The following is a 13,608-nucleotide window of genomic DNA, read 5'->3' on the forward strand; positions in this document are numbered from 1 at the left end:
GGCCGTCTTGACATAGACCATCTCGAGCTAGCGCTACGGGACACCGGTTCATTCATCGCTTCCGTGCCCGCGCAAGACTGGGCAGATCTTTGCGCGAGGACCGTCGAGCGCCTACTCGTACGAGCCGCTCTCCGGTCCAACTCTTCGAGTGTTCGGGACCCAATTCCTTGTTCTGCTACTGCATTCCTTGTTCTGCTACTGCGCAGAATGCGCGAAACAGCAAGGGATCTGGTTCGATCGTGGGCTACTCGACTATTTTGGGTAGGCGAATCCCGGGGGCACCTGGTGGCGACCCATCCACAAGTCACTCGCGGTCCCACCGGTGGCCGGTTGATTCTAGACATCAGTAAACCAGCGAGATCGGCTCTGCGCGTAGATAATTTCGTGTCACGTTCCCGCACTACCGCGGGAGTTACACGTGCCCCTCATCTTCCTTTTGGCGGCGGTCGTCGCCATCCTATGAGCAGTCATTGCGCTGCTGCTTATCCCCGTTGTGTGCACGGCACTGTGGGGCTGCCCGCAGCGCAGTGCAACAGCGCGGTCTGTACTTCGCGACCGGCTAGGTGCACTCAATATCGCGAACCGTCGATCTCTGTGCCCTCCGGAGATGGCGCGGATCGCTGCGACACTGCGCGAGCAGGGTCTCAGCAGCCACCTTTAGCATCGCGCGCTAGCTGTCAGTGAACGAAGTCCAGAGCTTCCTTGATCCACGCGTTGAATTCGACGTTCGAACTCGTCCCGGTTCGGTCGACGACGATCCATCCCTTGCTCATCGGCTTACCCCGCATCTCGGGCCAACTTGCACCCTTGTGCGTCAGAAGCTCGTCGACTCGATCGGGGTCACACCGAACCATGATGTTGCCGTGTGAGTTCGCACTGGCGGCCAGCTTCCCGTTCACCATGAAGCTCAGCCCACCGAACATCTTTACTTCCTCGACGTCGTCCTCGCCCGAGAGCGCATCGCGGATACGCTCAGCCAGCGCTTTGTCGTATGCCATGGAGGCCTCCTGGGGTGGAGTTCCAGGTTAGATCAGATGGCGCAGGTACGTGTGCGGGTCGTGAAGGAACCGCTGCCAGTTCGACACCAGATCGAGGTCCTCCCAGCTCGAGGCTCGGATTCCCCATTCTCCGATCTCGAGCAGGTTGGCGTTCGGCAGCGCCGCGATGATCGGCGAGTGCGTCGCGATCACCGCCTGCGCGCCGGATTCCACCAGCTCGCCGAGCAGCGCCGCCAGTGTCAGGGTTCCTTGGAAGGAGAGTGCGGCATCGGGTTCGTCGATGAGATAGAAGCCGCCGTCGGAGGTCCTCGACGACAGGATCTCGAGCAGCGCCTCACCGTGGGAGAGGTGATGGTAAAGCGGTTCAGGTCGCTTGGGATTGGGGTTGTCCTCCAAGTACGTGTACAAACCGTGCAGGGTTTCGTCTCGGAGGTAGTACGCCCACTTCGATGCGCCGGGACTCCGCTCGACCACAAGGTCGAGGCCGCCCGGTTCACTCGATCGAGTCTGATGCCGCGTATTGGTCGACCCGCCTTCGGCATTGAGACCGAGAACGGCGGCAAGAATTTCGATGACGGTCGACTTTCCCGCTCCGTTTTCGCCGACCAGAATGGTGACACCCGGTGGAAGTTCGAGACCGTCCTGAACGATCTGCGCAACAGCGGGTACCGTCATCGGCCAGCTGCCTACGTCGGCGCCCGACGATGGCCCAGCCTTGATGCGGCGGATGGGTTGTCTCTGCACGGCCATACGTTCTCACAAGGCTCCGACGAGAACGGATGTTAGTGGCGCTGCGCGAGCAATTCGACGATCCGAGCCACGAGATCGAGAGGGATCGGTTTGTTCAGCGGGAACTTCACCGTTGATTTCGCAGCCCGGTAAGGGTCGACGGACTTCTCGAACTCGGCGTCACCCGCCGGGAGCGGATACATCGAGATGTGGTTTTTCCAGCCTGCGAAGTGAATCAGGTTCTTTCCGTTCACCGTCATGGTCGGCATCTGATAGCTGATGGTCTCATCGAGGCCTGGAACCGTGTTGTGAATCGTCTCGCGGATACTCTCGAGGGCTGGTTGCACGTCGGTGGGAAACGAAGCGATGTATTCGTCGATCGTCGTGAATTCGGCCATGCGCGGATCATAATCGCAGCCGGATTCATTTGGTCCGCCAGAAATCGGGGCGGCTGCCGTCCGCGTCGGTGAACCCGTATTCCGTTCCGAGTTCGCCTGAACTGACCGATCGCTGATTCCATCGCTGTCGATTCGGATCGGCAGCGATGGCCGCGATCGCACGTCCGATGAATCTTGGTGACTCGGAGCGTGCGAAATCCGCGGGCGCAGTCGGACCATCCCGCTCCGGCAACAGAGCGTCACGCCAATTCGATTCGCCGACACCAAAATTGTCCAGCATCATCTCCGATCGCAGGAACCCGGGAGTGATGGCGACGGCAGTACATCCGAACGGGGCAAGTTCGTGGCCTTGCGAAAATGCGAGCCTGTTCACGGACACCTTGGCCAAGTCGTAGAACACCGAGATACGATAGTTCGATGCGTTGTATTCGGTAGTGCCATCGGTTATTTCGGCGACCAGTCCGCCTAGCCTATCGGTCATGAGCGGCAGGAGGTGGTGCGACGTGGTGATGTGGGTGTCGATTGCCAGGCGCAGAATGTGAAAGCCCTTGTCCAGATCGTGTTCCCATACTGGCGTGTTCCACTCCGCCGGCCCACCCTTGAGTAATTCCGCGCCCCAGATGTCGTTGACCAAGATGTCGATATGGTGATAGTCGATTCGCAAGCGTTCGGCGAGATCAGCCACTTGTTTGCTCTTGAGATGATCGACGGCAATCGGTACGCCGACGCCGCCCAGCTCGGTGACCAGCTCTGCCGTCTCTTCGATGGTCTCTCCGCGCGGATAGTCCGACTGAAGAATTCCGGCAGATGTGCTCCGACCAGTGCAGATGACGGTTGCACCGGCCTCGCCCAAGGCCGCGGCGATTCCGCGTCCGGCGCCCCTCGTCGCCCCGGCAACTACAGCCACTCGCCCGCGAAGTGCGTCCGGATTCGGTGTCCACGACATTGTTCGATTGTTCTCGCCTGGATTGCTTCGTTCAAGAGTGAACGCGATCTGCGGAACCGAACCTTACTTCGCGGCGTCCAAGGTAGTAATCACTCGGATGAAGGAGGCAGGGGGAGAGATGGATCGTTGTGTGGGGCGCAGTGCTGGTTGGAGAAACGGGATCTCGGGATTGAGTTCCGTTCCGTCAAAAGGAAATTCGCATCGGATCCGGACTCGGCGGGTAGTCGAAAGTCGCCACGGTGAGGAAGTCGTCGACGTACCACCAAGCCGGGAATCGCCGGAAGACGATTCCCGACCTGTGTGAATCAGATCTGTGAAATCAGATCAGGGAAGCTGTGAGGCAGCGTCCGTATCGAGGAACCAACGTGTCGCAACCAAACCGGTGGCGCCGGCGGACGGCCAGTCCTCGGCCGAAGCACCTCCGATGGCTTTGTCAACAGCCTCGGCCTTTGCAGCACCCGAGACGAGCAGCCAGACCTCTTTGGCTCGCCGAACAGCAGGCAACGTGAGGGTGATCCGCACCGGTGGCGGCTTGGGGGAGTCCGTCACCGCGACTACGAAACGCGCTTCTTCGCGAACAGCGTCGGTGTGCGGGAACAACGAGTTGACGTGTCCTTCGCCGCCCATGCCGAGCAGGTGCACGTCGAACGTCGGAACCTGATTCCCGTGTGCCTGAGCGCCCAGCAGTTGTTCGTACGCCGTCGCCGCCCCGTGGGGATCACCGTCGTAGATACCGTCGGATGCGGCCATCGCATGTACCCTGTCGGGATCGACCGGCACATGATCGAGAAGCGCCTCACGAGCCTGGACTTCGTTCCGCTCGGGATCGCCGGACGGCAGGAACCGTTCGTCGCCCCAGTACAGATCGATCTGCGACCAGTCGATGTCGCCGGGAGCTTCACGCAACTTCTCCAGAAGTGCGATGCCGGTTCCACCGCCAGTCAGCACGATGGACGCAAACCCGCGAGCCTTCTGGGCATCGACGATGGTCGTGACCAGGCGTGCGGCGGCAGCGTCGACAAGTTGGCCGGCGTCGGAAAACTTCTCTACGACAACATCACTCATAGGTCACCTTCTCCAATCCGGCCAGAGCTTCCTCGTAGATCTCGTCCGGATCGAGCCGACGCAATTCCTCGGCGAGGCAATCGCGTGTCTCTCGACGACCCAGAGAAACCAGCGCGTCAGGCTGACCGGTGCGGATCAACGTAGCGGTCGTGCCCTCCTGAGGACGACTGATGGAGATGCTGCGAGTCTCGAGCTTCAACTCGACCGTCAGCTCACCCGTACGCCGAATGACCGGACCGTCGATCTTGGCCGCCAACCAACCGGCGAGAATATCCAGTGCCGGTTCGGTTTTGAGACCGGAGACCACCGCTGAGGTGATCTTCTCGTGCGGCGGCTGATCGAGAGCCGACGCGAGGAGCGCGCGCCAGTAGGTGACGCGACTCCAGGCGAGATCGGTATCGCCGGCGGTGTACGACGCGAGTCGCCCCTTGATAGTGGCGGTCGGATCGGGGGCGCCGGTGGCATCGGTGATGCGCCGTATCGCGAGCTTCCCGACGGGGTCCTTCGCCGGAATCTCGGGTGCCTCGAGGGGCCACCACGCGACTACCGGGGTGTCGGGGAGCAGGAACGGGATGACGACGCTGCTCTCGTGGTCCGCAAGCGGACCGTAGAGACGCAACACGACAACCTCCGAGGCGCCGGCGTCCCCGCCGACACGGATCTGAGCATCGAGCCTGGGCTCACTCTGCTCGTCGCCACGCAGAAGCACGATGACGCGGCAAGGGTGCTCGCGGCTTGCTTCGTTGGCGGCCTCGATGGCTTCCTCGGCATTCCCGGTGTCCCTGGTGCAGACGACGAGCGTCAACACTCGTCCCAAGGTGACAGCGCCGCCGGTCTTACGTACCTCGACCAGTTTCTTGCTGACCTGGACCGTGGTGGTGGACGGCAAATCGAGAATCACTAGGGTCGCCTCCATTCGCGTCCGGTGCGTTGCATCATTTCGTCCGCAGACGGTGGTCCCCACGTTCCGGCCTCGTAGGGTTCCGGCTTACCGCCGGCAGCCCAGTGCTCGAGGACGGGATCGAGGATCTCCCAAGACAATTCAACTTCGGCATTCACCGGGAACAGAGACGGCTCGCCGAGCAACACGTCGAGAATGAGCCGCTCGTACGCCTCCGGAGACGACTCGGTGAAAGCCTGGCCGTACGAGAAGTCCATGTTGACGTCACGGACTTCCATGCTCGATCCGGGAACCTTCGAGCCGAACCGCATGGTGACGCCCTCGTCGGGCTGCACGCGGATGACCAGAGCGTTCTGGCCGAGGTCTTCGGTCATCGTCTTGTCGAACGGTAGGTGCGGTGCACGTTTGAACACCACCGCGATCTCGGTGACACGGCGTCCGAGTCGTTTGCCCGTGCGCAGGTAGAACGGCACACCCGCCCAGCGGCGGGTGTCGACCTCGAGGGTGATGGCGGCAAAGGTCTCCGTGATGGAGTCCGCTGCGAAGCCGTCTTCTTCGAGGAGCCCGACCACCGGCAGCCCACCCTGCCAGCCGCCCGCGTACTGGCCGCGGGCGGTGGTCTCGTCGAGGGGCTCGGCAAGGCGAGTAGCCGAGAGGACCTTGATCTTCTCCGCCTGCAGATTGAGCGGCTCGAAGCTGATGGGTTCTTCCATCGCCGTGAACGCGAGCAACTGCAGCAGGTGGTTCTGGATCACGTCACGGGCCGCGCCGATGCCGTCGTAGTACCCCGCGCGTCCACCGAGGCCGATGTCCTCGGCCATCGTGATCTGAACGTGGTCGACGTAGTGCGCGTTCCAGATCGGATCGAACAACTGGTTCGCGAAGCGCAGAGCCAGAATGTTCTGGACGGTTTCCTTACCGAGGTAGTGGTCGATACGGAAGACCGTGTCCTCGGGGAACACCTTGTTGACGACGGCGTTCAGTTCGCGAGCGCTCTCGAGGTCGTGGCCGAACGGCTTCTCGATGACGACTCGTCGCCACTGACCGTCCTCGGCCTGCGCGAGGCCCGACGCCGACAGTTGCTCGAGCACCTGAGGAAACGCGTTGGGCGGAATCGCAAGGTAGAAACCGTGATTGCCGCCGATACCACGTTCGTTGTCGAGCGTGGCCAACGTGTCGGACAGGTTCTGGAAGGCCTCGGCCTCGTCGAAACTGCCCTCCACGAACCGGATACCTTCGGCGAGCCTCTCCCAGACGTCCTGACGGAACTTGGTGCGAGCGCCGTCCTTGACTGCTTCGAGGACGACGTTCGTGAAGTCCTCGTCCGTCCAGTCACGCCGGGCGAACCCGACCAGAGCGAATCCGGGCGGCAACAGTCCACGGTTGGCGAGGTCGTAGATGGCGGGCATGAGCTTGCGCCTGGCAAGGTCGCCGGTAACACCGAAAATCACCAGGGCGCAGGGCCCCGCAATGTGCGGAAGCCGTTTGTCGGTGCTGTCCCGAAGGGGATTCACCCAATCTGATGCCGCCGCGGAATCGCTCACAGGCTCAGCTCTTCTGGGTTGCTGCGCGGAGCTGCTCGGCGGTTGCGTCGAGCAACTCGTTCCAGGACACCTCGAACTTGTCGACGCCCTCTGTCTCGAGGACCTTGAACACGTCCGCAAGATCGATGCCGACTGCAGCGAGCTGATCGAAGACCGCCTGTGACTCCTGAGCGGTGCCCGAGATCGTGTCGCCGGTGATCTCGCCGTGGTCGGCGAGAGCGTCGAGCGTCTTCTCCGGCATGGTGTTGACCGTGTTCGGCGCAACCAACTCGGTGACGTAGAGAGTGTCGGGGTAATCCGGGTTCTTCACGCCGGTCGACGCCCACAGCGGACGCTGAGCCTTGGCGCCGTCGGACAGAAGAGCCTGGAAGCGCGGCTGCACCTCGAAGATCTGCTGGTACGCGTTGTACGCCAGACGCGCGTTTGCGAGTGCAGCCTTGCCACGAAGCTCGAGGGCTTCCGGCGTGCCGATTGCCGTGAGGCGGTTGTCGATCTCGGAATCCACGCGGGAGACGAAGAACGAGGCGACCGACTCGATGGACGAGATGTCGCGGCCGGCAGCCTTGGCGGTGTCCAGACCTTCCAGGTATGCGCCCATGACTGCCTCGTAGCGCTCGACCGAGAAGATCAAGGTGACGTTGACGCTGATGCCCTCACCGATCACCTTGGCGATGGCGGGAATGCCTGCCAGCGTCGCGGGGATCTTGATCAGGACGTTCGGACGATCGACGATCTTGTGCAGCTCGATCGCCTGCGCGACGGTGGCGTCGGTGTCGTGTGCCAGGCGAGGATCGACTTCGATGGACACGCGGCCGTCGACGCCGTTCGACGCCTCGAACTGCGGAGCCAGGATGTCGCACGCAGCACGCACGTCGTCGGTGGTCACCGCGGTGATGGTGGCGTCGACATCGGCGCCGCGCTGTGCGAGCTCACGGACCTGAGCGTCGTACGCCGATCCCTTGGACAGTGCCGCCTGGAAGATCGACGGGTTGGTCGTGACACCCACGATCGACTTCGTGTCGATGAGGTTCTGCAGGTTGCCGGACTGGATGCGATCCCGCGAGAGGTCGTCGAGCCAGATGGAAACGCCTGCAGCGGAGAGCTTTTCGGTATTCACGTTCTGTGTCATCGAGATCATCCCTTCACAGCTGCGAGGGAGCGCTGCGCGGCTTCGACAGTCGCGTCGGCAGTGATGCCGAACTCCCGGAACAAGGTCTTGTAATCGGCGGAAGCGCCGTAGTGCTCGAGCGAGACGGCCTGACCGGCGTCGCCGAGGATGCGCCACCACGGCATCGCGATGCCGGCTTCGACGGACACACGCGCGCGCACGGCGGGCGGAATGACCTCGTCGCGGTACGCCTGATCCTGCTCGAGGAACCAATCGAGGCACGGCACGGAAACGACGCGGGTTGCGACGCCCTGAGCTTCGAGGGTTTCGCGAGCCTCGGTGGCCAGATGCAGTTCGGAACCGGTCGCCAGCAAGATGACCTCGGGCGAACCGTTGGCTGCGTCGACGAGGACGTAAGCGCCGCGCTTGACACCCTCGGCAGCCTTCTCCTTGGTGCCTTCGAGAACCGGGATGTCCTGGCGAGTGAGTGCCAGAGCCGTCGGGCCCGTCTTGTTCTCGAGTGCTGCCTGCCATGCGAACGAGGTCTCGTTGGCGTCACCCGGGCGGACGACGGCGAGGTTCGGGATCGCACGAAGAGCAGCGAGGTGCTCGACCGGCTGGTGGGTCGGGCCGTCTTCGCCGAGACCGATGGAGTCGTGGGTCCAGACGTAGGTGACGGCAGTCTTCATCAGTGCGGCCAGGCGAACCGCCGGACGCATGTAGTCGGAGAAGACCATGAAGGTTCCGCCGTACGGGCGGGTGGGTCCGTGAAGCGCGATGCCGTTGAGGATCGAGCCCATCGCGTGCTCGCGGATGCCGAAGTGGAGCGTGCGGCCGTAAGGCTGCGCATTCCAGTCGTTGGTGGAGATGGAGAACGGGCCGAACGAATCTGCGCCCTTGATGGTGGTGTTGTTGCTGCCGGCGAGGTCGGCGGAGCCGCCCCACAGCTCGGGCAGGATCGGTCCGAGCGCGTTGAGTGCCGAACCGGAGGCCTTGCGAGTCGCAACGCCCTTGGCGTCGGCCTCGTAGGTCGGGAGAGCGTCGGCCCAGCCGGCGGGGAACTCACCGGCGAACAGGCGGTCGAAGAGTTCCTTGCGCTCGGTCTCACGTGCAGCCCACGCGTCGAACTCGACCTGCCATGCCTTGCGTGCGTCGGCGCCGCGGGAGACGACCTCACGGGCGTGAGCCAGAGCGTCGGCGTCGACGTCGAAGGACTTGGCCGGATCGAAGCCGAGGGCTTCCTTGACCGCTGCAACTTCGTCGGCACCGAGAGCGGAGCCGTGGACGTCGCCGGTGTTCATCTTCTTCGGAGCCGGGAAACCGATGATGGTGCGGAGCAAGATGATGGACGGACGATCGACGACGGCCTTGGCCGCGGCAACCGCGTCGAGGATGCCGGAGACGTTCTCGCCACCTTCGACGTGCTGAACGTGCCAGCCGTACGCCTCGTATCGCTTTCCGACGTCTTCGCCGAGAGCGATGGTGGTGTCGTGCTCGATGGAGATCTTGTTGTCGTCGTAGAAGACGATGAGGTTGCCCAGTTCCTGGACACCGGCGAGGGACGAGGCCTCGGACGTGACGCCTTCTTCGATGTCACCGTCGGACGCGATCACGTAGATGTGATGGTCGAAGGGGGAGGAGCCGACCGGGGTCTCCGGATCGAACAGCCCACGCTCACGACGCGCGGCCATCGCCATACCGACTGCGGACGCAAGGCCCTGGCCCAGCGGACCGGTGGTCATCTCGACGCCGACGGTGTGGCCGACCTCGGGGTGGCCGGGGGTCAGTGCGCCCCACGTCCGGAGAGCTTCGAGGTCAGCGAGCTCGAGGCCGTAGCCCGACAGGTAGAGCTGGGTGTACAGCGTCAAGGATGAATGGCCACAGGAGAGAACGAAGCGGTCACGGCCGACCCATTCTGCATCCGAAGGATCGTGGCGCATGACGCGCTGGAAGAGGGTGTATGCCAACGGCGCCAAGCTCATTGCAGTTCCGGGATGGCCGTTGCCGACCTTCTGAACCGCGTCGGCGGCGAGCACGCGGGCGGTATCGACAGCCTTGGTGTCCAGGTCGGTCCAGTCCGAGGGGTGGACGGGTTGCGTGAGGACGTGGATCTCGTCTGTGATCGACACTGGCAGATGTCTCCTGACATGGTGTACGTGGATTGCGAGGGTGGGGTGTCCCTCCACTGCGTAACCCAGCCTAATGGTCCTGGCTGTCCGGGTCGATTCGGTTCCTCAATGGCTGCGGTCTACCATCGTTCGTAGTAGAGAACAGTGTCAGCAGTGTGTCGTGAAGAGTTAGTGCGGTAACGCGTGGTGCAAGGAGAGAACGTGCGGACAGGGCAACAGCCGAGCGGACATGGCTTCGGCAGCCCAGGTGCCGCCCCGCGGGCGACCAATACCGATACGGTGTGGGGTCGCGCAACGGGCAAGGTTCTGGCTTATATCGCGCTCACGAAGCCGCGAGTGATCGAATTGCTGTTGGTGGCAACCATTCCGGCAATGCTGCTGGCCGATCGCGGAACAGTCGACATCGTTCTGATCCTCAGCACCCTCTTCGGTGGCTGGATGGGCGCGGCGAGTGCGAACTCGCTCAACTGCGTCGTCGACGCCGACATCGACAAGGTCATGAAGCGCACGGCGAAGCGTCCGCTGGCCCGCGAGGCGGTGCCGACGCGCAACGCGCTCGTCTTCGGGCTCCTTCTCGGACTCGCGTCGTTCCTGTGGCTGTGGTGGCGAGCCAACCTCTTGGCCGGCATCCTCGTCGTGATCACGATCGCGTTCTACGTCCTCATCTACACGATGGTTCTCAAGCGTCGTACCTGGCAGAACGTCATCTGGGGTGGCGCAGCCGGATGTATGCCCGTCCTCGTGGGCTGGGCCGCTGTCACCGGTTCGCTGAGCTGGCAGCCCGTCGTGCTGTTCCTGATCATCTTCTTCTGGACGCCGCCGCACACCTGGGCGCTGGCGATGCGATACAAAGAGGACTACAAAGCTGCCGGTGTTCCCATGCTTCCGGTGATCGCCACCGAAGAGCACGTCACCAAGCAGATTCTGTTCTACAGCTGGGCAATGGTCGTCACGACGCTTGTCCTCGTGCCCGCATCGGGAGTCATCTACGCCGCCATCACCATCGTTGCCGGTGCGTGGTTCCTGCTCATGGCACATCAGCTGTACCGCAGCGTTCGCGGTGGTGCTCAGGTCAAGCCGCTGCGCCTGTTCCTGCAGTCCAACAACTATCTTGCGATCGTCTTCGTCGGCCTCGCTGTCGACTCGGTGCTCGGACTCCAGACGATCAGCGACATGCTCAGCTGATTCTGCTGTGCGCCTTTACTAACCGCGGGCGGTTAATAAAGGCGCACAGCACTTCGCTAGGGGATCAGAACGATCGACCCGGTCGTTGCTCTACCTTCCAGATCCCGATGGGCTGTTGCCGCGTCGGCGAGGGGATAATCGGCGCCGACACGAATATCGAGCTTCCCGGCCGCAATGGCGTCGAAGACATCGCCGGCACGCCAGGTCAGTTCCTCTCGAGTGCGAATGTGATGCGCGAGCGTCGGACGCGTCAGGAACAGCGAACCCGACGAATTGAGCCGCTGCGGATCGACAGGCGGAACCGGTCCACTGGCCGCACCGAACAAAGCGACCGTGCCGCGGATGCGCACGGAAGCCAAGCTCGAATCAAAAGTTGTCGCGCCGACGCCGTCGTATGCCGCCGCTACTCCTTCGCCGCCGGTCAACTCCCGGACTCGCGCTGCGATGTCCTCGTCGTACCGCAGAACCTCCGAGGCACCGGCGCCGCGCGAGAGTCCTTCCTTTGCATCCGATGACACAGTCGTGATGACCTTCGCCCCGAGGCTGACGGCCATCTGCGTCAGGATCAACCCGACGCCGCCCGCGCCTGCGTGCACGAGCACGGTGTCGCCGCTCTGGATCGGATACGTCGACTTCGCGAGGTAGTGCGCTGTCATCCCCTGCAGGAGCGCCGACGCTGCGGCCGATGCCGGGACACCGTCAGGCACTTTCACTGCGACTGCGGCGGGAACAGCCACCTTCTCGGCATAGCTGCCAGTGGCAGCGGCCCACGCGACCCGGTCGCCCACGGAGAATTCGTTGACCTCGGAGCCGACAGCTTCGACGACACCGCTGCCCTCGTCGCCGGGAATGTAGGGGAGCGGACGCTTGTACTGGCCCATTCGGAAGTACGTGTCGATGAAATTGATGCCGATCGCTTCGGTCTTGACGAGTAGATCGCCTGGGCCGGGTGTCGGTTCGGGTTGTTCGGTCAGAGTCAGAACCTCTGGTCCGCCGGTCTCGGTCACGTAGATGGCTCGCATGGTTTCTGTTCTACACCCGAGGCGGCCGACGCTCAGTCCATGCCTGGTGTCGCTTCCGGGCTACCGACCAGTATTGTCGAGTCATGAGCACCGATACCGAGAAGTCGGACGCCACCCCGTCCGCGCCGGAACTGCCGAAGTCCACGGTGAACGCCATCACCAAGTTCGTCGCCGAGCACGGCGGCTCCGCCAGCGCCGTCATCCAGCCGGTCGGCCTGGCCGGCGTTCGCATCACCCTCGTAGGTGCCGACGGCATCCTCGGTGATCAGGTCGTCGAGGACCTCGCCACGGCCAATGCCGTCGTTGCGTCCTTCGACAACGTCACCGTTGCCGAGTGGGAGCGCGAACTGACGAGCATCGTCACCCCGCAGGAAGGTCATTTCAAGAAGATGGCCGGTTGGGTCGCCAACCAGACTCGGTTCCCGAAAGCTCGCAACGAATCCTGAAATGACGTGTGGGGCGTAGGAACACCTTTTGGTGTTCCTACGCCCCACACGTGTCTTGAAGCGTCAGACAGCTGGTATCGGCGAATTGGTCGGCGTGTACTGGCGGGTCTTACCCGCAGCCCAAACTGCTGCGGTCGCAGCCGTGCACAGTCCTGCACCGGCGACGTGCATGATCACCAGAACTTCCGGCACATCGGTGAAGTACTGCACGACACCGATGAGCGACTGCGCGAGGATCAGTCCCAGCAGGACCTTCAGACGGATCTTCACGGCTGCGGATGTCCCGACCGCATACAGGCCGAAGGTCAGACCCACGACCAGCGCGAGATATCCGACCAGAAGCTGTGAGTGCAGATGGACGAGCGTCACGATCTCGATCTCCAGGCGAGGCACCGTCCGGTCCAGTCCCTTGTCGCCGGCGTGCGGGCCTGCGCCCGTTACGAGAGTTCCAGCGACCAAAACGCCGGCGAGCGCGACACCTGACAGCGCGGTAAGCCAGCGCAACGGCTTCGGCATCACGACCAGAGTTGTTGCTTCGTCGGGTTCCGCGATCTTCGCGTACATCACCGTGGCAACCCAGACCATCAGCATCGACGCAACCAGGTGAATGGCGACCGTCCACCACAGCAAGCCTGTGAGGACGGTGATACCGCCGATCACTGCCTGAACGACAGTGCCGAGCGGCATCATCCAGGCGTAGACAAGCACCTCTTTGCGTCGGCGAGCGCGAGTCACCGCAAGCACGATCGCAGCGGCGACGATGACGACCAGGAAGGTCAGCAGGCGGTTGCCGAACTCGACGGCTTGGTGAATCACCGCGACCTGTCCGTGGCCGACCGGGACGAAGCTACCGGGGAAGCACTGCGGCCACGTCGGGCAACCGAGTCCCGAGTCCGTCACGCGCACCACCGCGCCGGTGACAGCGATGCCGCCCTGCGTCAGGATCACGATGAACGCGATGATTTTCTGCGTTTTCAGCGAGGGGAGAGGTAGTCGATCCACCAAGCGTAAAAATCCGGCATACACACGATTCACCACGCCAACGATCGTAGTTCCCCATCAACTACACAGTGTCGTTGGGGCCAGCTCGCTCCGCGCCTGCCCCGCGTCGTTGGGGCCAGCTCGCTCCGCGCCTGC

General features: G+C 63.0%; 13 protein-coding genes. 2 read left to right on the top strand and 11 right to left on the bottom strand.

Features of this window, described 5'->3' with window-relative positions; all coding sequences use genetic code 11:
- Positions 1-677: 677 nt before the first annotated feature.
- The 9 genes from ACVZUB_RS14680 to tkt all read right to left on the bottom strand — a co-directional run bounded on the left by ACVZUB_RS14680 (position 678) and on the right by tkt (position 9,818).
- Positions 678-998, bottom strand: coding sequence for a TfoX/Sxy family protein (locus ACVZUB_RS14680; protein WP_003944891.1), 321 nt, complete (start codon positions 996-998; stop codon positions 678-680).
- A gap of 27 nt (positions 999-1,025) precedes the next feature.
- A complete protein-coding gene (locus tag ACVZUB_RS14685; RefSeq protein ID WP_064444586.1) occupies positions 1,026-1,748 on the bottom strand; it encodes an AAA family ATPase in 723 nt (240 codons plus the stop codon).
- A gap of 32 nt (positions 1,749-1,780) precedes the next feature.
- Positions 1,781-2,125 (bottom strand): iron chaperone, encoded by a 345-nt coding sequence (locus ACVZUB_RS14690; protein WP_482628515.1) that lies wholly within the window; start codon positions 2,123-2,125, stop codon positions 1,781-1,783.
- A gap of 25 nt (positions 2,126-2,150) precedes the next feature.
- Positions 2,151-3,071: an SDR family oxidoreductase gene (locus ACVZUB_RS14695; protein ID WP_482628516.1), complete on the bottom strand. Its 921-nt coding sequence runs from the start codon at positions 3,069-3,071 to the stop codon at positions 2,151-2,153.
- 324 nt (positions 3,072-3,395) lie between these two features.
- Positions 3,396-4,136 carry a 6-phosphogluconolactonase gene (gene pgl, locus ACVZUB_RS14700; RefSeq protein ID WP_372027806.1) on the bottom strand — a complete coding sequence of 247 codons (741 nt, stop codon included), beginning with the start codon at positions 4,134-4,136 and terminating at the stop codon, positions 3,396-3,398.
- Positions 4,129-5,037, bottom strand: coding sequence for a glucose-6-phosphate dehydrogenase assembly protein OpcA (gene opcA, locus ACVZUB_RS14705; protein ID WP_003944921.1), 909 nt, complete (start codon positions 5,035-5,037; stop codon positions 4,129-4,131). Before opcA ends, pgl begins: the two co-directional genes overlap by 8 nt.
- On the bottom strand, positions 5,037-6,581 hold the full coding sequence (gene zwf / locus ACVZUB_RS14710; protein ID WP_030536404.1) for a glucose-6-phosphate dehydrogenase: 1,545 nt from the start codon (positions 6,579-6,581) through the stop codon (positions 5,037-5,039). Before zwf ends, opcA begins: the two co-directional genes overlap by 1 nt.
- A gap of 4 nt (positions 6,582-6,585) precedes the next feature.
- Entirely contained in the window at positions 6,586-7,710 is a 1,125-nt protein-coding gene (tal, locus tag ACVZUB_RS14715) for a transaldolase (protein WP_064114350.1), read from the bottom strand.
- Positions 7,711-7,715: 5 nt separating this feature from the next.
- Positions 7,716-9,818 carry a transketolase gene (tkt, locus tag ACVZUB_RS14720; RefSeq protein WP_003944976.1) on the bottom strand — a complete coding sequence of 701 codons (2,103 nt, stop codon included), beginning with the start codon at positions 9,816-9,818 and terminating at the stop codon, positions 7,716-7,718.
- Positions 9,819-10,019: 201 nt separating this feature from the next.
- On the opposite strand from tkt, the gene ACVZUB_RS14725 reads away from it, so the two are divergent.
- On the top strand, positions 10,020-11,003 hold the full coding sequence (locus tag ACVZUB_RS14725) for a heme o synthase (RefSeq protein ID WP_003944994.1): 984 nt from the start codon (positions 10,020-10,022) through the stop codon (positions 11,001-11,003).
- Between the two features lie 56 nt (positions 11,004-11,059).
- Here ACVZUB_RS14725 and ACVZUB_RS14730 read toward each other — a convergent pair whose 3' ends face one another.
- Positions 11,060-12,025 carry a quinone oxidoreductase family protein gene (locus ACVZUB_RS14730; RefSeq protein WP_007727939.1) on the bottom strand — a complete coding sequence of 322 codons (966 nt, stop codon included), beginning with the start codon at positions 12,023-12,025 and terminating at the stop codon, positions 11,060-11,062.
- Positions 12,026-12,108: 83 nt separating this feature from the next.
- Between ACVZUB_RS14730 and ACVZUB_RS14735 the strand changes: the two genes are divergently transcribed.
- The gene (locus ACVZUB_RS14735; protein WP_003945032.1) at positions 12,109-12,471 is read left to right on the top strand and encodes a hypothetical protein; all 363 of its coding nucleotides are present in this window, start codon (positions 12,109-12,111) and stop codon (positions 12,469-12,471) included.
- 63 nt (positions 12,472-12,534) lie between these two features.
- Here the strand turns inward: ACVZUB_RS14735 and ACVZUB_RS14740 are convergent, their stop codons facing one another.
- Positions 12,535-13,509, bottom strand: coding sequence for a COX15/CtaA family protein (locus ACVZUB_RS14740; RefSeq protein ID WP_021332987.1), 975 nt, complete (start codon positions 13,507-13,509; stop codon positions 12,535-12,537).
- Positions 13,510-13,608: the final 99 nt, after the last annotated feature.

The sequence above is a fragment of the Rhodococcus sp. OS5 genome (assembly GCF_056837585.1).